Origin of the sequence: Bacillus sp. YP1, from assembly GCF_000877815.1 — a bacterium.
GTDB classification, from domain to species: Bacteria; Bacillota; Bacilli; order Bacillales; family Bacillaceae; genus Bacillus; species Bacillus subtilis.
In genome coordinates this window covers 2,545,019-2,565,527 of sequence record NZ_CP010014.1, presented here as the reverse complement: position 1 = coordinate 2,565,527, position 20,509 = coordinate 2,545,019, and the positions used below count along the sequence as shown (strand labels likewise).

The 20,509-nt window shown below is 46.2% G+C and carries 19 protein-coding genes and 1 pseudogene; 15 read left to right on the top strand and 5 right to left on the bottom strand.

The window, feature by feature from the left end:
* Window positions 1–31: 31 nt before the first annotated feature.
* Window positions 32–301: a DUF1294 domain-containing protein gene (locus QF06_RS12625; protein ID WP_003229490.1), complete on the top strand. Its 270-nt coding sequence runs from the start codon at window positions 32–34 to the stop codon at window positions 299–301.
* 15 nt (window positions 302–316) lie between these two features.
* Here QF06_RS12625 and ysdB read toward each other — a convergent pair whose 3' ends face one another.
* Window positions 317–709 carry a sigma W pathway protein YsdB gene (gene ysdB, locus QF06_RS12620; RefSeq protein WP_029318219.1) on the bottom strand — a complete coding sequence of 131 codons (393 nt, stop codon included), beginning with the start codon at window positions 707–709 and terminating at the stop codon, window positions 317–319.
* A 183-nt stretch (window positions 710–892) separates the two neighbouring features.
* Between ysdB and QF06_RS12615 the strand changes: the two genes are divergently transcribed.
* The 14 genes and pseudogenes from QF06_RS12615 (at window position 893) to QF06_RS12555 (ending at window position 16,232) form a co-directional block, all read left to right on the top strand.
* On the top strand, window positions 893–1,978 hold the full coding sequence (locus QF06_RS12615; protein ID WP_024573509.1) for a M42 family metallopeptidase: 1,086 nt from the start codon (window positions 893–895) through the stop codon (window positions 1,976–1,978).
* A gap of 198 nt (window positions 1,979–2,176) precedes the next feature.
* Entirely contained in the window at window positions 2,177–3,148 is a 972-nt protein-coding gene (gene abnA, locus QF06_RS12610) for an arabinan endo-1,5-alpha-L-arabinosidase AbnA (protein WP_015251497.1), read from the top strand.
* Window positions 3,149–3,325: 177 nt separating this feature from the next.
* Entirely contained in the window at window positions 3,326–4,816 is a 1,491-nt protein-coding gene (araA, locus tag QF06_RS12605) for an L-arabinose isomerase (protein WP_041851079.1), read from the top strand.
* Between the two features lie 13 nt (window positions 4,817–4,829).
* On the top strand, window positions 4,830–6,512 hold the full coding sequence (araB, locus tag QF06_RS12600; protein WP_043940174.1) for a ribulokinase: 1,683 nt from the start codon (window positions 4,830–4,832) through the stop codon (window positions 6,510–6,512).
* A gap of 16 nt (window positions 6,513–6,528) precedes the next feature.
* Window positions 6,529–7,218 (top strand): L-ribulose-5-phosphate 4-epimerase, encoded by a 690-nt coding sequence (gene araD, locus QF06_RS12595; protein ID WP_003229501.1) that lies wholly within the window; start codon window positions 6,529–6,531, stop codon window positions 7,216–7,218.
* The gene (araL, locus tag QF06_RS12590; protein ID WP_077671574.1) at window positions 7,196–8,014 is read left to right on the top strand and encodes a sugar-phosphatase AraL; all 819 of its coding nucleotides are present in this window, start codon (window positions 7,196–7,198) and stop codon (window positions 8,012–8,014) included. The genes araD and araL overlap by 23 nt, the downstream gene beginning before the upstream one ends.
* Window positions 8,011–9,195, top strand: a complete 1,185-nt coding sequence (gene egsA / locus QF06_RS12585; RefSeq protein WP_041851077.1) for a sn-glycerol-1-phosphate dehydrogenase — start codon at window positions 8,011–8,013, stop codon at window positions 9,193–9,195. The genes araL and egsA overlap by 4 nt, the downstream gene beginning before the upstream one ends.
* Before the next feature lie 30 nt (window positions 9,196–9,225).
* A complete protein-coding gene (locus QF06_RS12580) occupies window positions 9,226–10,527 on the top strand; it encodes an arabinooligosaccharides ABC transporter substrate-binding protein AraN (protein ID WP_041851076.1) in 1,302 nt (433 codons plus the stop codon).
* Window positions 10,528–10,562: 35 nt separating this feature from the next.
* Window positions 10,563–11,504: an arabinooligosaccharides ABC transporter permease AraP gene (locus QF06_RS12575; protein ID WP_014480514.1), complete on the top strand. Its 942-nt coding sequence runs from the start codon at window positions 10,563–10,565 to the stop codon at window positions 11,502–11,504.
* Window positions 11,505–12,350: an arabinooligosaccharides ABC transporter permease AraQ gene (gene araQ / locus QF06_RS12570; RefSeq protein ID WP_003229508.1), complete on the top strand. Its 846-nt coding sequence runs from the start codon at window positions 11,505–11,507 to the stop codon at window positions 12,348–12,350. It begins immediately after the preceding gene.
* An 18-nt stretch (window positions 12,351–12,368) separates the two neighbouring features.
* A complete protein-coding gene (gene abfA / locus QF06_RS12565; RefSeq protein WP_041851075.1) occupies window positions 12,369–13,871 on the top strand; it encodes an alpha-L-arabinofuranosidase AbfA in 1,503 nt (500 codons plus the stop codon).
* 151 nt (window positions 13,872–14,022) lie between these two features.
* Window positions 14,023–15,819, top strand: coding sequence for a carbon starvation protein CstA (gene cstA / locus QF06_RS12560; RefSeq protein WP_041851074.1), 1,797 nt, complete (start codon window positions 14,023–14,025; stop codon window positions 15,817–15,819).
* A pseudogene (locus QF06_RS22155) lies at window positions 15,762–15,949 on the top strand (hypothetical protein). The gene cstA and the pseudogene QF06_RS22155 overlap by 58 nt, the downstream one beginning before the upstream one ends.
* Complete coding sequence (locus QF06_RS12555) at window positions 15,864–16,232, top strand: VOC family protein (RefSeq protein ID WP_015384319.1); 369 nt, start codon at window positions 15,864–15,866, stop codon at window positions 16,230–16,232. Before QF06_RS22155 ends, QF06_RS12555 begins: the two are co-directional and overlap by 86 nt.
* Before the next feature lie 38 nt (window positions 16,233–16,270).
* Here the strand turns inward: QF06_RS12555 and QF06_RS12550 are convergent, their stop codons facing one another.
* The 4 genes from QF06_RS12550 to sspI all read right to left on the bottom strand — a co-directional run bounded on the left by QF06_RS12550 (window position 16,271) and on the right by sspI (window position 20,507).
* Window positions 16,271–17,605: a (Fe-S)-binding protein gene (locus QF06_RS12550; protein ID WP_041851073.1), complete on the bottom strand. Its 1,335-nt coding sequence runs from the start codon at window positions 17,603–17,605 to the stop codon at window positions 16,271–16,273.
* Window positions 17,602–19,014, bottom strand: a complete 1,413-nt coding sequence (gene glcD / locus QF06_RS12545; RefSeq protein ID WP_041851072.1) for a glycolate oxidase subunit GlcD — start codon at window positions 19,012–19,014, stop codon at window positions 17,602–17,604. The genes QF06_RS12550 and glcD overlap by 4 nt, the downstream gene beginning before the upstream one ends.
* Window positions 19,015–19,116: 102 nt before the next feature.
* A complete protein-coding gene (locus QF06_RS12540) occupies window positions 19,117–20,223 on the bottom strand; it encodes a CdaR family transcriptional regulator (RefSeq protein WP_041851071.1) in 1,107 nt (368 codons plus the stop codon).
* A gap of 68 nt (window positions 20,224–20,291) precedes the next feature.
* Entirely contained in the window at window positions 20,292–20,507 is a 216-nt protein-coding gene (sspI, locus tag QF06_RS12535) for a small acid-soluble spore protein SspI (protein ID WP_021480275.1), read from the bottom strand.
* Window positions 20,508–20,509 lie beyond the last annotated feature (2 nt).

Genomic DNA, 20,509 nt, shown 5'->3' with positions numbered 1-20,509 from the left:
GCGGCTTTTTCTATATAAAGGATGAGGCAACATGATTATTGCTGCTTATTTGGTGTTGATTAATCTGTGCGGTTTTTGGGTGATGGGCATTGACAAACGCAAAGCGCAGCAGCACAAGTGGAGAATTTCTGAAGACCGGCTGTGGCTGATAGCCATCGTGTTTGGAGCGCTCGGTGTCTGGCTTGGCATGCAAACCTTCAGACATAAAACGAAACACGCTTCTTTTAAGTACGGAGTACCGCTTCTTCTGGTAATTGAAGCGATTCTCATCGCTATTTACTACAGCCCGTTTGATTTATAAAAAGCAGAAAAGCGTTTAACGCTCTTCTGCTTTTTTTGCGAGTTTAATGGGCTGGTCCCAGTCAATCTTACAATTTGGATATCGTTCCAGCACTTTTTCTTCAATGCTCTCAAAATCTTTTGCAGAGAAATGCTTCAGCTTCTCAGGAGATTCTGTCCAGACAAAGATCGTGTGAATAAACAGCGGATGATCCTTGGAAGGAATATGCTTTTCTCCCTCAAAAAGCACGCCTTTATACGTCAGCTGAAAATTCTTCCGGGTATTGTTTTGTTCATCAATAATATAAAAATGTTCTTTTGATTGGGCCAGCTTAAGCCTTCTCTTAGGATTCGCGACATATTTGACCACGGCATAAATACAATAAGCAAAAAGTGCAAGCAAAATAATCCTTAGAACCATGACAAACATTGTGTGAAGGCACCTCCCTTATGGTGATGATCTGATGTAATACGAAAAGCATAGAAAAAGGTTTCACTTTTTCTAAAAGAAAGCTGTAAAAACATATACCCGATTTTCAAGTGAAATAGTCGTATGGTTAGCGCTATGTTTTGTATAATAAGAATGCAGGACTGATGAAGGAGGGTTTGGAACATGGCAAAATTAGATGAAACATTGACCATGCTGAAAGATTTAACAGATGCAAAAGGCATACCGGGCAATGAAAGAGAAGTAAGGCAAGTGATGAAATCATACATAGAACCATTTGCTGATGAGGTGACAACAGATCGCCTGGGCAGTTTAATTGCCAAAAAAACTGGTGCAGAAAACGGCCCGAAAATTATGATCGCCGGACATTTGGATGAAGTCGGCTTTATGGTGACACAAATCACCGATAAAGGCTTTATCCGTTTTCAAACCGTTGGCGGCTGGTGGGCTCAGGTTATGCTTGCCCAGCGCGTCACCATTGTCACAAAAAAAGGAGAAATCACAGGGGTTATCGGATCTAAGCCGCCTCATATTTTGTCTCCTGAAGCAAGAAAAAAATCAGTGGAAATAAAAGACATGTTTATTGATATTGGAGCTTCAAGCCGGGAAGAAGCCTTGGAGTGGGGTGTACTCCCGGGAGATATGGTCGTTCCGCATTTTGAGTTTACGGTCATGAACAATGAAAAATTCCTACTCGCAAAGGCCTGGGACAACCGCATCGGCTGTGCGATTGCAATTGATGTGTTAAGAAACTTACAAAACACAGACCATCCAAATATAGTGTATGGCGTCGGAACCGTGCAGGAGGAAGTCGGGCTGAGAGGAGCGAAAACGGCTGCACACACCATTCAGCCTGATATTGCGTTTGGTGTTGATGTAGGGATAGCAGGAGACACGCCTGGCATTTCCGAGAAGGAAGCGCAGAGCAAAATGGGCAAAGGCCCGCAGATTATCGTTTATGATGCATCTATGGTCTCTCACAAAGGTTTGCGCGATGCAGTTGTGGCAACTGCAGAGGAAGCCGGCATTCCGTACCAATTTGATGCCATTGCCGGCGGCGGAACTGATTCGGGTGCCATCCATTTGACGGCAAATGGCGTTCCTGCGCTGTCCATTACCATTGCAACCCGCTACATTCATACGCACGCGGCCATGCTGCATCGTGATGATTATGAAAACGCGGTAAAGTTAATTACAGAAGTCATTAAGAAGTTAGACCGAAAAACGGTTGACGAAATTACGTACCAATAAAAGATACGGAAGAATCCGCCTATTGAGGCGGATTCTATTTTTTTGTCTGTACAAATTACAGCATAGTGACTACAATAAAGGGGATACCGAAAATTTCCTGAACATGACGATATACGATACGCAGCTCGATTTGATAGGAAGGGAGGATAAACAATCTAATTTGTAAGCGCTTTCTAATATAAAGGAGGTTAAACAAAATTGAAAAAGAAAAAAACATGGAAACGCTTCTTACATTTTTCGAGTGCAGCTCTGGCTGCAGGTTTGATATTCACTTCTGCTGCTCCCGCAGAGGCAGCGTTTTGGGGTGCATCCAATGAACTGCTTCATGACCCGACTATGATTAAAGAGGGGAGCTCATGGTATGCGCTCGGAACAGGGCTTACTGAAGAACGGGGACTGCGGGTTTTGAAGTCTTCAGACGCTAAAAATTGGACCGTACAAAAATCCATTTTCACTACACCGCTATCGTGGTGGTCCAATTATGTGCCGAATTATGGCCAAAACCAGTGGGCGCCGGACATCCAATACTATAACGGCAAGTACTGGCTGTATTATTCCGTTTCTTCTTTTGGAAGCAATACATCTGCCATTGGCCTGGCATCTTCAACAAGCATCAGTTCGGGGAGCTGGAAGGACGAGGGCTTGGTGATTCGTTCGACAAGCTCAAATAATTATAACGCCATTGATCCGGAGCTGACATTCGACAAGGATGGCAACCCGTGGCTTGCATTCGGCTCGTTTTGGAGCGGCATTAAGCTGACTAAGCTCGATAAGAGTACGATGAAGCCTACAGGCTCGCTCTATTCGATTGCAGCTAGACCGAATAATGGAGGTGCCTTAGAAGCTCCTACTCTTACGTATCAAAATGGGTATTACTATTTAATGGTTTCATTTGATAAATGCTGTGACGGGGTAAACAGTACGTACAAAATTGCTTACGGAAGGTCCAAAAACATTACAGGCCCTTATCTTGATAAAAGCGGAAAAAGCATGCTTGAAGGCGGAGGCACCATTTTGGATTCGGGCAATGACCAATGGAAAGGACCTGGAGGCCAGGATATTGTGAACGGAAACATTCTTGTTCGCCATGCCTATGATGCCAATGACAACGGCATTCCAAAGCTTCTTATCAATGATTTGAATTGGAGTTCGGGCTGGCCGTCCTATTGAATCAAAAAGCCGGGCTCTGCCCCCGGCTTTTTTTAAAAGAAAAGATTGACAGTATAATAGTCAATTACTATAATTAAATTGTTCGTACAAATATTTATTTATAGGTTTATTTTCTATTATTAGTACGTATCTTTTGTATTTGAAAGCGTTTTATTTTATGAGAAAGGGGCAGTTTACATGCTTCAGACAAAGGATTATGAATTCTGGTTTGTGACAGGAAGCCAGCACCTATACGGGGAAGAGACGCTGGAACTCGTAGATCAGCATGCTAAAAGCATTTGTGAGGGGCTCAGCGGGATTTCTTCCAGATATAAAATCACTCATAAGCCCGTCGTCACTTCACCGGAAACCATTAGAGAGCTGTTAAGAGAAGCGGAGTACAGTGAGACATGTGCTGGCATTATTACATGGATGCACACATTTTCCCCTGCAAAAATGTGGATAGAAGGCCTTTCCTCTTATCAAAAACCGCTTATGCATTTGCATACCCAATATAATCGCGATATCCCGTGGGGTACGATTGACATGGATTTTATGAACAGCAACCAATCCGCGCATGGCGATCGTGAGTACGGTTACATCAACTCGAGAATGGGGCTTAGCCGAAAAGTCATTGCCGGCTATTGGGATGATGAAGAAGTGAAAAAAGAAATGTCCCAGTGGATGGATACGGCGGCTGCATTAAATGAAAGCAGACATATTAAGGTTGCCAGATTTGGAGACAACATGCGTCATGTCGCGGTAACGGACGGAGACAAGGTGGGAGCGCATATTCAATTTGGCTGGCAGGTTGACGGATATGGCATCGGGGATCTCGTTGAAGTGATGGATCGCATTACGGACGACGAGGTTGACACGCTTTATGCCGAGTATGACAGACTATATGTGATCAGTGAGGAAACAAAACGTGACGAAGCAAAGGTAGCGTCCATTAAAGAACAGGCGAAAATTGAACTTGGCTTAACCGCTTTTCTTGAGCAAGGCGGATACACAGCGTTTACGACATCGTTTGAAGTGCTGCACGGAATGAAACAGCTGCCGGGACTTGCCGTTCAGCGCCTGATGGAGAAAGGCTACGGGTTTGCCGGTGAAGGAGATTGGAAGACAGCGGCCCTTGTACGGATGATGAAAATCATGGCTAAAGGAAAAAGAACTTCCTTCATGGAAGATTACACGTACCATTTTGAACCGGGAAATGAAATGATTCTGGGCTCTCACATGCTTGAAGTGTGTCCGACTGTCGCTTTGGATCAGCCGAAAATCGAGGTTCATCCGCTTTCGATTGGCGGCAAAGAGGACCCTGCGCGTTTTGTATTTAACGGCATCAGCGGTTCTGCCATTCAAGCTAGCATTGTTGATATTGGCGGGCGTTTCCGCCTTGTGCTGAATGAAGTCAACGGCCAGGAAATTGAAAAAGACATGCCGAATTTACCGGTTGCCCGTGTTCTCTGGAAGCCGGAGCCGTCATTGAAAACAGCAGCGGAGGCATGGATTTTAGCCGGCGGTGCACATCATACCTGCCTGTCTTATGAACTGACAGCGGAGCAAATGCTTGATTGGGCGGAAATGGCGGGGATCGAAAGTGTTCTCATTTCCCGTGATACGACAATTCATAAACTGAAACACGAGTTAAAATGGAACGAGGCGCTTTACCGGCTTCAAAAGTAGAGGGGGATGTCACATGGCTTACACAATAGGGGTTGATTTTGGAACTTTATCAGGAAGAGCAGTGCTCGTTCATGTCCAAACAGGGGAGGAACTTGCGGCTGCTGTAAAAGAATACAGGCATGCTGTCATTGATACCGTCCTTCCAAAAACCGGTCAAAAGCTGCCGCGCGACTGGGCGCTGCAGCACCCTGCTGATTACCTCGAAGTCTTGGAAACAACCATTCCGTCTTTACTCGAACAGACGGGCGTTGAACCGAAAGACATTATCGGGATTGGAATTGATTTCACGGCATGTACGATCCTTCCTATTGACAGCAGCGGGCAGCCGTTATGCATGCTGCCTGAATATGAAGAGGAGCCGCACAGCTATGTGAAGCTCTGGAAGCATCATGCGGCCCAAAAACATGCTGATCGGCTCAATCAAATCGCGGAAGAAGAAGGAGAGGCTTTTTTACAGCGGTACGGAGGAAAAATTTCATCAGAATGGATGATTCCAAAGGTCATGCAAATTGCCGAGGAAGCGCCTCACATTTATGAAGCGGCTGACCGGATCATCGAGGCTGCGGACTGGATCGTGTACCAGCTGTGCGGCTCGCTCAAGCGAAGCAATTGTACCGCAGGGTATAAAGCGATGTGGAGTGAAAAAGCGGGGTATCCGTCAGATGATTTCTTTGAGAAATTAAACCCTTCAATGAAAACGATTACAAAGGACAAATTGGCAGGTTCTATTCATTCGGTAGGAGAAAAAGCCGGCAGTCTGACTGAAAAAATGGCAAAACTGACAGGGCTTCTCCCGGGAACGGCTGTTGCGGTTGCCAATGTGGACGCTCATGTTTCCGTACCGGCGGTCGGCATTACAGAGCCAGGGAAAATGCTGATGATTATGGGAACCTCAACGTGCCATGTTCTTCTTGGTGAAGAGGTGCATATCGTTCCAGGTATGTGCGGCGTTGTGGACAATGGAATTCTCCCGGGCTATGCGGGATATGAAGCCGGGCAGTCCTGTGTCGGCGATCATTTTGACTGGTTTGTGAAAACATGTGTCCCGCCAGCTTATCAAGAGGAAGCAAAGGAAAAAAACATTGGCGTTCATGAGCTGCTGAGTGAGAAAGCAAACCATCAAGCACCAGGTGAAAGCGGCCTGCTTGCTTTAGATTGGTGGAATGGAAACCGTTCAACTCTTGTCGATGCGGATTTAACAGGGATGCTGCTTGGCATGACCCTGCTGACGAAGCCTGAAGAGATTTATAGAGCGTTAGTTGAAGCGACAGCTTACGGAACCCGGATGATTATCGAAACATTCAAAGAAAGCGGTGTTCCGATTGAGGAACTATACGCAGCCGGCGGAATAGCTGAGAAAAACCCGTTTGTCATGCAGATTTATGCGGATGTGACAAACATGGACATTAAAATCTCTGGTTCACCGCAAGCACCAGCCTTAGGATCTGCCATTTTCGGCGCGCTTGCAGCAGGCAAAGAAAAAGGCGGCTACGATGACATCAAAGAGGCAGCGGCGAACATGGGAAAACTGAAAGATATAACTTATACGCCAAATGCCGAAAACGCCGCGATTTATGAAAAATTGTACGCTGAATATAAAGAGCTGGTTCATTATTTCGGAAAAGAAAACCATGTCATGAAACGTCTGAAAACGATCAAAAATCTTCAATTTTCATCTGCCGCCAAAAAGAATTGAAAAAGGGTGATGGAGCATGCTTGAAACATTAAAAAAAGAAGTGCTGGCTGCCAACCTGAAGCTTCAAGAGCATCAGCTGGTAACCTTTACGTGGGGAAATGTCAGCGGCATTGACCGTGAAAAAGAAAGAATTGTCATCAAACCTAGCGGAGTCGAATACAGCGACCTGACAGCCGATGACTTGGTTGTTTTGAACCTTGATGGAGAGGTCGTCGAAGGCTCGCTTAAGCCTTCTTCAGATACACCTACCCATGTTTATTTATATAAAGCCTTTCCGAATATCGGGGGAATTGTCCATACCCATTCTCAATGGGCGACAAGCTGGGCGCAATCGGGTAGAGACATCCCTCCGTTAGGCACGACCCATGCTGATTATTTTGACAGTGCGATTCCATGTACTCGAGAAATGTACGATGAAGAAATCATTCATGACTACGAACTGAATACAGGAAAAGTCATAGCGGAAACCTTTCAGCATCATAACTACGAACAGGTGCCGGGTGTGCTCGTGAATAATCACGGACCGTTCTGCTGGGGCACTGACGCCTTAAATGCCATTCATAACGCAGTTGTATTAGAAACGGTTGCCGAAATGGCCTATCACTCCATTATGCTGAACAAGGATGTAACCCCAATCAATACAGTCCTGCATGAAAAGCATTTTTATCGAAAACACGGAGCAAATGCGTATTATGGCCAGTCATGATACGCCTGTGTCACCGGCTGGCATTCTAATTGACTTGGACGGTACTGTATTCAGAGGAAATGAGTTGATCGAAGGAGCAAGAGAAGCGATCAAAACGCTTAGGAGAATGGGAAAGAAAATCGTCTTTTTAAGCAACCGGGGGAATATCTCCCGTGCCATGTGCAGAAAAAAACTTCTTGGCGCGGGGATTGAAACGGACGTAAACGACATTGTTCTGTCATCAAGCGTGACAGCGGCTTTTCTGAAAAAACATTATCGTTTTTCAAAGGTATGGGTGCTTGGGGAGCAAGGCTTGGTTGACGAGCTGAGGCTGGCCGGTGTGCAGAACGCGAACGAACCGAAGGAAGCGGATTGGCTCGTGATCTCCCTTCATGAAACGCTCACGTACGAAGATTTAAATCAAGCCTTTCAAGCGGCTGCCGGCGGCGCTCGTATTATCGCTACAAACAAAGACCGCTCTTTTCCGAACGAAGACGGAAATGCCATTGATGTGGCTGGAATGATTGGGGCGATAGAGGCTTCCGCACAAGCGAAGACTGAACTTGTTGTCGGAAAACCGTCATGGCTGATGGTGGAGGCTGCCTGTACAGCAATGGGGCTGTCCGCACATGAATGCATGATTATAGGAGACAGCATTGAATCTGACATTGCGATGGGGAAGCTTTATGGCATGAAAAGCGCCTTAGTGCTAACTGGTTCTGCGAAACAGGGTGAACAGCGTTTGTACACGCCGGATTATGTGCTGGATTCTATTAAAGATGTAACCAAATTGGCTGAGGAGGGGATTCTGATATGAATCGTATCGCAGCTGACGTTCAGCGTGCTTTTGAACACGCCGGAGAAAAGACGTTACCTATAAAAGTTGAAGAAATTGTTCTCGGTAAGCAAGCAGCTGATTCGCTTTTGGATTATGTAAAACGAAAAAACAATCAACATATTGTCCTTGTCTGCGACGCGAATACACACTGCATTGCAGGAATTGATTTAGAAAACCGACTGAATCAAGCAGGATTTCAGGCCGAGTGCCTGATCATTCCAGAAAATGAAGCCGGAGATGTGACAGCTGATGAACGATCGCTCATTCATGTGCTGATCCATACGAAACAACCAACGGATGTCATGATCGCAGTCGGTTCGGGCACGATTCATGATATCGTCCGCTTTGCGGCGTTTCAAAGAGATTTGCCGTTTATTTCTTATCCGACTGCTCCATCTGTAGACGGTTTTACATCAGCAGGGGCGCCGATTATTTTATACGGCACGAAAACAACCATTCAAACGAAGGCCCCATCTGCGCTGTTCGCTGATCTGGATCTATTAAAAGCGGCACCGCAGTCAATGGTGGCGGCTGGCTTTGGTGACATGCTCGGTAAAATCACGTCTTTAGCAGATTGGGAAATATCCCGGCATCTTGCCGGTGAGCCTTATTCGCCTGCAGGAGCTAAGATCGTTCAGGAGGCGCTTGCTGCCTGCATTGAACACACAGAAGACATTGCGATGAAAACGGAAACAGGCATACGGGTTTTGATGGAGTCTTTACTTGTATCGGGGCTTGTCATGCTGGCATTAGATCATTCCCGCCCGGCATCAGGCGGAGAGCATCATATTTCACATTGGATTGAGATGGAATTAATGGAGAAAAAACGGCCACAGATTCTTCATGGGGCAAAGGTGGGCTGTGCAGCTGTTTTATTAACTGACACATACAGAAAGCTCGCTCAGGATGACGGGCTGAACGAATTTTCACCGAGCCGGCGGCAAGCCATCCAATCGGCTTATCAAACTCTCCCGGAAGGAGAAGTGCTGGCTGATTGGCTGAGATCAGCCGGAGGCCCTGCGAATTTTGACGAAATCGGTGTCGGGCAGGATTCCGTCAAGAATGCCTTCAGACATGCGCACACCTTAAGAGACCGCTGCACCGGATTAAGAATCATTAATGAAAACAAAACGCTGATCAACCATGGTCTATATGAATAGCCCGCACCTCGAATGGAAGGGGTAACGCAGATGAAAAAAATGACTGTCTGTTTTCTTGTGCTCATGATGCTGCTGACATTAGTCATTGCTGGGTGTTCAGTAGAAAGATCATCCGGGAAGTCGGGTGAAACCGAGCTGACCTTTTGGACATTTAACGGGCTTCATGAGCAGTTCTATGTGGAAATGGTGAAGGAATGGAACAAAAAATATCCTGACCGCAAAATTAAGCTGAATACGGTCGTTTATCCATATGGACAAATGCACGATAACTTATCTATCTCCCTAATAGCGGGAGAAGGCGTTCCTGATATTGCAGATGTCGAATTGGCCCGTTTTTCAAACTTTTTGAAGGGCTCTGACATACCGCTTGCCGACTTGACTCCGCTGATTGAAAAGGATCGCGATAAATTCGTTGAGGCGCGGCTGACATTGTACAGCAAAAACGGAAAGCTTTACGGACTCGATACACATGTAGGGACAACGGTCATGTTTTATAACATGGATGTGATGAAAAAAGCCGGCGTCAATCCTGACGATATTAAAACATGGGATGATTACCATAAAGCCGGACAGAAAGTGCGCAAAGTGACCGGGAAGCCGATGGGAACGGTGGAAACAAATGATTCCGCAACGTTCTTATCTATGATTTCACAGCAAAACTCAGGCTATTATGATAAAAACGGCAAGCTGATCCTCAATAATGACACCAACGTAAAAACACTTCAATATTTAAAAGACATGATCAATGATAAAACGATGATTCCTGCGCCGGGCGGCGGGCATCACAGTGAAGAATACTACGGCTTTATGAACCAAGGAGGAGCTGCTTCAGTCCTCATGCCGATTTGGTATATGGGAAGATTTATCGATTATATGCCTGATCTGAAAGGGAAGATTGCCATCAGACCGCTCCCGGCATGGAAAGAGGGGGGCGACCGCTCGGCAGGTTTGGGCGGTACGGCAACTGTTGTACCGAAGCAATCCAAGCATGTTGAGTTAGCAAAAGAGTTTTTGGCCTTTGCGAAGGGCTCTGAAGAAGGAAATAAAAAACTCTGGAGCGTACTCGGCTTTGACCCGCTTCGCTGGGATGTTTGGAGCTCCAAGGAATTGAAAGAGAAAAACAAATACACGGATTACTTCCAAAACGGAACAGGCATTTTTTCTGTGCTGCTCGATATCAAGGATGAAATCAATCCGATTTATTTACATGAGGATTTTGCCAAGGCTTCAGACCTTGTCAACAGAAGCGTGTTGTTCGACGCACTTAAATCTCAGCAAAAAACGCCTAAACAAGCCTTGGACAGAGCGGCAGGTGAACTGAAACAGAAATAGAATCCCATTCAAAAAGTGAAAGCGGGGAGGTTCTCATGAAACCTGTGAAAACAGGAACGGTTCATCCCGTTCCTTCAGCTGCGAAACAATCAGGCTGGCGAGATGTATTTTATTCGAAAAAAGCGGCGCCCTATCTGTTTACAGCACCATTCGTTTTATCCTTTCTCGTATTTTTTCTATACCCCATCATTAGTGTCTTCATCATGAGCTTCCAAAGAATTTTGCCGGGAGAGGTGTCCTTTGTCGGATTGTCTAATTATACAGCGCTAAACAACCCGACGTTCTATACCGCCCTTTGGAATACGCTGGAATACACCTTTTGGACGCTGATCGTGCTGATTCCTGTTCCATTGCTTCTGGCCATATTCCTGAATTCAAAGCTGGTCAAATTTAGAAATATATTTAAATCAGCATTATTTATCCCGGCATTGACCTCAACCATTGTCGCGGGGATCATTTTTCGGCTGATCTTCGGAGAAATGGAAACGTCTCTGGCCAATTCCATCCTACTCAAACTCGGCTTTTCACCTCAGAACTGGATGAACAATGAACATACCGGCATGTTTTTGATGGTGCTGCTTGCTTCATGGAGATGGATGGGAATCAACATCCTTTACTTTTTAGCCGGTTTGCAAAATGTGCCGAAAGAGCTGTACGAAGCCGCTGATATAGACGGCGCGAATACAATGAAAAAATTTCTGCACATCACGCTGCCGTTTCTCAAGCCTGTAACCGTATATGTGCTGACCATCAGCATCATCGGCGGCTTCAGAATGTTTGAGGAAAGCTACGTCCTTTGGCAGAATAATTCCCCGGGTAATATTGGTCTGACGCTTGTCGGATATTTGTATCAGCAGGGACTTGCCTACAATGAAATGGGATACGGAGCGGCCATCGGCATTGTGCTTTTGATTGTGATCCTTGTTGTCAGCCTGATTTCATTAAAGCTGTCAGGCTCGTTTAAGGGGGAGGGATAAATGTTGCGGCACAGTCCTCAGTTTAGCGTTTATAGAATTGCGCTGACCCTGTTTTTTATGATGCTGAGCCTATTGTATCTTTTTCCGATTTTCTGTTTGCTTTTAGGATCATTAAAGCCGTCATCTGAGCTTTTGCGTGTGGGGCTGAATCTTGATATTGATCCAAAAGTGATGAGTTTTGATAACTACACATTTCTGTTTAATGGCGGCAGCATTTATTTCAAATGGTTTTTTAACAGTCTTGTACTCGGGCTTTTCACAACCGTGCTCACCCTGTTTTTTTCTTCGATGATCGGGTACGGGCTTGCGGTTTATGATTTTAAGGGCAGAAATATCATCTTTGTTCTTGTGCTGATTATTATGATGGTTCCGCTGGAAGTGATGATGCTTCCTCTGTTTAAGCTTACCGTCGGACTGCACTTGATCGATTCATATACGGGTGTCATATTGCCGTTTATCGTTTCACCTGTTGCCGTTTTCTTTTTCAGGCAATATGCCCTTGGCCTACCAAGAGATCTGCTGGACTCTGCAAGGATGGACGGCTGTACGGAATTCGGCATCTTTTTCAGGATTATGGCACCGCTGATGAAACCGGCTTTCGGCGCGATGATTATCCTCCAGTCCTTAAACAGCTGGAACAACTTCTTATGGCCGCTGATTGTGCTTCGGTCGAAAGAAATGTTTACGCTTCCAATAGGGCTGTCCAGCTTGCTGAGCCCTTATGGAAATAATTACGACATGCTTATATCCGGCTCAGTATTTGCGATTTTGCCGGTGATTATCATTTTCTTGTTTTTCCAAAAGTACTTTATCTCCGGCCTGACGGTAGGGGGAGTCAAAGGTTAATGAAGGAGGAAACGTGTGATGAAAAAAGCGCGAATGATTGTAGACAAAGAATATAAAATCGGTGAAGTAGATAAACGGATTTATGGCTCGTTTATCGAACATATGGGTCGTGCGGTATATGAAGGCATATACGAGCCTGATCACCCTGAAGCGGATGAAGATGGATTTAGAAAAGATGTCCAGTCGCTGATCAAAGAATTACAGGTTCCCATCATCCGCTATCCGGGCGGAAACTTTTTATCCGGATACAACTGGGAGGACGGTGTCGGACCAGTCGAAAACCGCCCGAGACGGCTTGACTTGGCATGGCAAACGACAGAAACCAATGAAGTGGGAACAAATGAATTTTTATCTTGGGCAAAAAAGGTGAACACTGAGGTCAATATGGCCGTCAACCTTGGCACAAGGGGCATAGATGCCGCTCGTAATCTCGTTGAATATTGCAACCATCCGAAAGGCTCTTACTGGAGTGATTTAAGAAGATCGCATGGCTATGAACAGCCGTATGGCATCAAAACATGGTGCTTAGGAAACGAAATGGATGGACCGTGGCAGATCGGCCACAAAACAGCTGATGAATACGGACGGCTTGCTGCAGAGACAGCAAAGGTCATGAAGTGGGTTGACCCATCAATTGAACTCGTTGCCTGCGGCAGCTCAAACAGCGGCATGCCGACCTTTATCGATTGGGAAGCGAAGGTGCTTGAGCATACGTATGAGCATGTCGACTATATCTCTCTTCACACCTACTACGGAAACCGGGATAACAATCTGCCAAACTACTTGGCCCGTTCCATGGATTTGGATCATTTTATCAAATCAGTCGCTGCGACCTGTGACTATGTAAAAGCAAAAACACGCAGCAAGAAAATAATCAATCTATCTCTGGATGAATGGAACGTATGGTATCACTCAAATGAGGCTGATAAAAAAGTCGAACCGTGGATCACTGCGCGTCCGATTTTAGAGGATATTTACAATTTTGAAGATGCCTTATTAGTCGGCTCTCTGCTCATTACGATGCTGCAGCACGCAGACCGTGTGAAAATTGCGTGTCTTGCACAGCTTGTCAATGTCATCGCGCCGATCATGACGGAAAAAGGCGGTGAAGCATGGAGACAGCCGATTTTCTATCCATACATGCATGCTTCTGTTTATGGAAGGGGCGAGTCACTGAAACCGCTTATTTCTTCTCCGAAGTACGACTGTTCTGATTTCACTGATGTGCCATATGTTGATGCTGCTGTTGTGTACTCTGAAGAGGAAGAAACCCTCACTATTTTTGCGGTAAACAAGGCTGAGGATCAGATGGAGACGGAGATTTCGCTCAGAGGCTTTGAATCCTACCAAATCGCAGAGCACATCGTACTTGAGCATCAGGATATCAAAGCGACAAACCAGCATAACAGAAAAAATGTCGTTCCGCATTCCAACGGAACATCGTCTGTCAGCGAAAACGGCTTAACTGCTCATTTCACGCCGCTTTCCTGGAATGTGATCCGCCTGAAAAAACAGTCATAAGAGAAGCTAAGCCGGAGATTTCTCTCCGGCTTGTCTTTCAACTGCCACGAGCCGGCCCGTTCAAGCCGGCTTTTTGTATAGGAAAAAATGACCGCTTTTCACCATGAAATTATGATATATTTATGAAAAACAGCAAAGGGGATGGGAGAAAATGAATGCGGTTACAATTGTGATAGCATCAATGTGTATTTTGGCTATTGCCTATCGTTTATACGGAACATTTATGATGGTGAAGGTTCTCAAAGTGAATGATGACAAGCCAACACCTGCTCATTCGCTTGAGGATGGGAAAGACTATGTGCCTACAAATAAATGGGTTTCGTTCGGCCACCACTTTGCCGCGATCGCAGCGGCCGGGCCGCTGGTTGGACCAATTCTGGCGGCGCAGTTTGGCTATTTGCCGGGATTATTGTGGCTGTTAATCGGGGCGGTAATTGGGGGAGCCGTCCATGATATTGTGGTGTTGTTTGCATCGATGCGCAAAAACGGAAAATCGCTGTCGGAAGTGGCGAAGGATGAGCTTGGCCCTGTTGCAGGATTTTGTACAGGACTGTCCATGCTGTTTATCATCACGATCACAATGGCGGGCCTGTCGATGGTTGTCTTGCATGCGCTTGAACGTAATCCATGGGGAACATTTGCGGTAGGGATTACGATACCGATTGCGATGGGTGTGGGCTTATTTTATAAGAAAACGGGAAATTTAAAGCTCGCTTCAACGGTCGGCTTTCTCTTTTTAATGGCAGGAGTCTTTATCGGTCCATGGGTACAGACTACAGCGCTCGGTGACTTTTTAACACTAGATACGAAAACGCTTGCAATAGCGCTTCCTGTTTATGCGTTTTTTGCGGCTGCGCTTCCCGTTTGGCTGCTTCTTGCTCCGCGTGATTATTTAAGCAGCTTTATGAAAATCGGTGTTTTTATCGCTTTGATTGTTGGTGTGTTTGTCGTCAATCCGTCCATTCCGTTCCCTGCGTTTACAGAATTCGTAAAAGGCGGCGGGCCGGTGCTGGCAGGACCTGTCTGGCCGTTCATCTCAATAACCATCGCCTGCGGGGCGATCTCTGGGTTCCATGCCTTTGTCGGCTCAGGAACGACACCGAAAATGCTGAATAAATGGAGTGATATGAAGCCGGTTGCGTTTGGCGCAATGCTTGTTGAGTGTCTTGTCGGCATCATGGCGCTGATTGCAGCGACCGCTTTACAGCCTGCTGATTACTTTGCGATTAACAGCACGCCTGAGGTTTTCCGTACGCTTGGCATGAATGTCGTACATTTGCCTGAATTGAGCAGGGAAATCGGTTTGGACTTAGAAGGAAGAACAGGGGGAGCCGTCACACTTGCGGTGGGAATGACTTATATTTTTACCGGAATGCCGTTTTTCAGCCATTTGGCCTCATACTTTTTCCAATTTGTCATTATGTTTGAAGCGGTCTTTATTTTAACAGCGATTGACGCCGGCACACGCGTCGCCCGTTATTTGATCCAGGATTTCTTCGGGGAGGTGTATAAGCCGCTGAAGAAAACAGACTGGATTCCGGGCTCTGTATTTGCCAGCGCGCTTGCCTGTTTGATGTGGGGGTACTTGCTGTATTCAGGAGATATCGGTTCCATTTGGGCGCTGTTCGGCGTTTCTAATCAGCTGATGGCTTCAGTGGGGCTGATTATCGGAGCGACCATCGTGCTGAAAATCGCTGATAAACGCCGATACATTCTGACTTGCCTTATCCCGCTTGCCTATTTATATGTCACTGTCAATTATGCGGGCTATTGGATGGTGCGCAATGTGTATCTCAATCCTGAAGCAGCAGGATATAGTGTATTGAATGGCGTATTATCTATCATCATGCTGGTGTTAGGCTTCATTATTATCGTGGCGGCTGTGAAAAAATGGGCGCAGATGTGGAAAGATCCGAGCTTAAGGATGGAAGCGTCTATACCGGGCTAGAAGGACTATTGAAAATGTTGAGGGGGTTTTCAATGAATCTATCAATGAAATATCTTATTCTATACGTATCGGACAGCAAGCGGGCTATTCATTTTTACCGGGATATTTTAGGACTGCCGATTCGTGCTGAACACGGAACGTATATCGAATTTGATACAGGGTCTACGATATTGGCGCTTAATACGCGGGAAAGCGCCAGAGACATCACGGCGCTGGACATTCCGGATACATCTGCTTCAAACACATTTGAAATCGGGTTTGTTACTGAAAATGTAGAAGCGGTCATCAAAAGGATGAGAGAACAAGGCGTATCGATTATCGGGGAGCCAAAAGTGAAACCATGGGGGCAGACGGTCGCCTATATCGCTGATCCGGATGGACATTATATCGAAATTTGCAGTCCGATGGAATAACGCACAAAAGCCCAAAACAATGTCTGTTTTGGGCTTTCTCATGATGTTTTGTGCCCGGCTGCTTCCAATAGCAAATCAGCCAGGTGAACGGCTCTGACTTTACCGCTTAGTCCTTCGCGTTCAATCCCGAGCTTCATCTGCAGCAGGCAGCCGGGATTTGCTGTTACAATGAGGATCGCTTCGGTTGCTTTGACGGCAGCCATTTTGCTGTCCAGTATTTTCATAGACATTTCAGCTTCGACGATGTTGTAAATTCCCGCTGACCCGCAACAGCTGTCTGCTTTCTCCATTTCTTTGAATTCCGCCCCTTTGATGCTTTTAAGAAGCTGGCGGGGCTCAAGCGACGTATGCATTACATTTCTTAGGTGGCATGAATCTTGGTAGGTAACGACCTGAGGTGTCTCGAGCGCTAAGTCCATTTGATGGAAATCGAGTTCAACCAAAACTGAAGAAAAATCCTTCAGCTTTTGAACAAAAGCGACGGCCCGCTCCGACCATTCCGGGTCATCCTTCAGCAAATGATCATATTCGGTAAGAAAGGCTCCGCATCCTCCTGCGTTTGTAATGACAGCATCCACGTCTAACGCTTCAAAAGCAGCGATATTTTGTTTCGCGAGCTCTTTCCCTGTGTTTTTTTCACCGCTGTGTCCATGAAGCGCCCCGCAGCAAGCCTGTTCAGGCGGAATGACAATGTCGCAGCCTGCCAGCTGTAAAAGCTTCAATGTGGCGTTGTTGGTCGGTAAAAACATTGTATCCATTAAGCAGCCCGAAAAAAAGGCGACCCGTTTTTTCATGGGGCCAATGGACGGCAGGAAACGCGGCCGATGTTTCATGTCTTTGCTTTTTGGAACATCAGGAAGAACAGCTTCCATCGTCCGCAAATGCTCAGGCAGGACCCGAAGCATGCCTGATTTTCGCACAGCGGTTTGCAGTCCTGAACGCTGATACAAACCGATAAGGCTTACAGCTGAGCACATGCGGTTTTGATGCGGAAACAGCTCGTGAAAAGCCGTCTTTCGCATGACACGTTCACCAAGCGAGTGTTTTTTATTTTGGTGGATAATATCTCTGGCTTCCTCAAGCAGCTGCCCGTATTTCACGCCAGACGGGCATACAGGCTCACAGGCGCGGCAGCCGAGGCAAAGTGACAGCGACCGTTCGACATCTTCATCCGGTTCAATCATACCGTCGGCTACGGCTTTCATTAAGGCGATGCGCCCGCGCGGAGAGTGTGTTTCCTGAAATCCCGATTCGATATAGGTCGGACAGGAAGGAAGACAGAAACCGCAGCGCATACAATTTAATAACTCGCCTTCATCCATACGCTCTTTAAATTCATTTTGGATCTGTTTCATTTCTTTTTCTGTTGTCATCTTTCCGCCACCACACGTTTTCTGGCATCTTTCGCAAACACTTTGCCCGGATTTAATATGTTCAGGGGGTCAAATGCCGCTTTCAACGCTTTCATCGCATCAATGCCTTCTTTTTTCAGCTTCATTTCCAAGTAAGGCGCTTTCATTTCCCCGACTCCGTGCTCTCCGGTTATCGTCCCGCCAAGTTCAATCGCTTTCTCAAAAATCTCGGCAAAAGCCTGTTCGACACGTTCCATTTCATCCTTATTTCTTATGTCTGTCGTGCATGTCGGGTGAAGGTTCCCGTCTCCCGCATGACCAAAGGTGCAGATGGAAATATCATATTTAGCAGCAATATCATTAATCGCTTTAACCATATTGGCGATTTCTGAGCGAGGAACGGTCGCATCCTCTAAAATCGTCGTCGGTTTGAGGCGGGCTAGGGCAGAAAGTGCAGATCGCCGTGCTTCAGTCAGGGCGAATGCCTCCTCCTCCGTTTGTGCGGTCTGAACGGATACGGCGTCGCCTTTTTTGCAGATCGCCTCAATCTTTTCCATATCCCGTTCAACAGTTTCATATGGCCCGTCTTGTTCAATTAACAAAACTGCTTTTGCGCTTGTCGGAAGTCCGATTTTGGCATAATCCTCAATCACCAAAAGTGTAGGCTGGTCGAGAAATTCAAGCGTGGCGGGTATGATTTTTGCGGCAATGATGTCTGATACCGTTTGAGCAGCGGCATCGATATTTTCATATAGGGCAAGCAGCGTCTTTTTTGTTTCAGGCTTTGGAACGAGCTTGACGATTGCCTCTGTCACAATGCCGAGTGTTCCTTCTGAGCCGACAAAAAGACGTGTGAGATCGTATCCGGCCACATCCTTTGCGAGTTTTCCGCCGGTGCGGATGATGTCACCATTTGCGAGCACAACCTCCAGTCCAATAACATAGTCGCGGGTGACGCCGTATTTTAATCCGCGGAGCCCGCCGGAATTTTCATTGATGTTGCCGCCGATAGTTGAGATTTTCATAGAACTCGGATCGGGCGGATAAAACAAACCTTTGCTTTCAACTGCCTTGATCATATCCAGCGTAATAACGCCCGGCTGAACTGTGGCAGTTAAATTTTCTTCATCAATTTCAAGAATTCGGTTCATGTGCTTAAAGAGAAGCACAAGTCCGCCTTCAGTCGGGCACGTGCCGCCGCACAGGTTTGTCCCTGATCCTCTTGGAACGATCGGCACTCGATGTTCGCTGCAAATTGTTAAAATGCGTGATACTTCATCAGTATTCCTTGGAGCAATCACGGCATCAGGCATAGACTGATACTGAGGCGTCGCATCATATGAATAGACGAGACGGCCGGCATTCGAGTCATCAAAGTTTTCTGGTCCGGAGACCCGAATCAGCTGTTCCTTTACATCCTTGGTGATCATTTCACCCATCCCCCTGTCAAAAAACGCTTTCAATCTATTGTAAAAGAAAAAAAGCAAAGCCTTCCATGGAGAAACATACAAAAAATGAAACTGAAACTCTCTCTATTTTGTATCTTGATCTAAAAAATAGAGTGCGACGTACATCGTGACGACGTCCTCGGTACGGTCAAAACGTAAACCCGTCAGCTGTTCAGCCTTAGACAGACGATAACGCAATGTATTGATGTGTATATGCATGTCTTCAGCGGTTTGTTTCAAAGACAAATCGTGATGAAAGAAAGTCCGTATCGTATTCATAAGTTCCTGATGCTCTAGCGCCTCTCCTAATACTCTTTGCGGAAATTCGTTTCGGGTTCCCGGGCTGATCTCCGTCAGACACATATCAAGCTTCAGATCCTCTTCAAATATGGGCGTTTTTCGCTTAAGGCTGACAGCCAGCGCTTTTTCCGCTTGCTCGTATGACTCTGTCAGGCTGGAGCTTGCGACAGCCCTTCCGGCGCCAGCTGCTGTATATTGGCTGCTTGCGGTATTGGCAAACAAACAAATGTGAAGGATTTTCCGTAAAAGCCGATCCCTTTGTTCATGCTGCGGCACTTCATGATTAATCAAAATCCGTTCATTTCCCCACCTGATGAACAAATCCGCAGGGTACGATGATTTCCATATGCGTGCCATTTTTTCAATATCATGACGTGACCACTCATACCCCTGAATAAGAATCATTTGGCGCCGGGAGGAAAGGTCAACACCAAGAAGTTGAGCTTTCTCAAGAAAACTGGGAGACCACTCCTTTAGTTGCAGCCAATCGATCATAAAGGACTCCAGCATTCTCTCACGCCACTGGGATTGCTCTAAGTGCCGCGATTCCTTAATGAACAGCTCTGTCATTTTTCGAAGCAGTTCTCCGAATGGCTGAATCTCTGCAGGCTCACCTGTCAGCCCGAAGACGGCGATCACATCATGGTCAAAAAATACAGGGAGGTTTATGCCTGCTTTCACTCCTTTTAACCTTGTTTCATCTTCTTTTGTAATAATCACGCTGCGTCTTTCTTTTGCGCAGATAAGCGCTCCCTCATGAAATTGTCCGACACGCTCATCGTTTGTGCCTGCCATAATAAGACCGTCCGTGTTTACAATAATGACTTCACGTTCGTACATTTTTTTAACTTCAGCAATAATTTTTTTCGCTAATAACGGCTGTAAAAACATGGCGTTCCCCCTCATCATGTTTTTATTATATAAGAAAAAAACCGGGTGCTGTCACCCGGTTTCATGTCTTATTCGGCGGGTTTTAATCCGCCTTCAAGCGTTTTCAGCATTTCGTTTTTCTCACTTTCGGATGCGTGCTGCCAAATGACTTCGAATAAAACGCCGAGCCCTGGAAGCATTTTTTCTTCACCGCTTTGAATCGCATCTACGATTGTATGCTCAAGCTGCTCCTGATTATTGCCGGTGACATTGGAGATGACGGCATGACGTAAATTAAGATCCATGT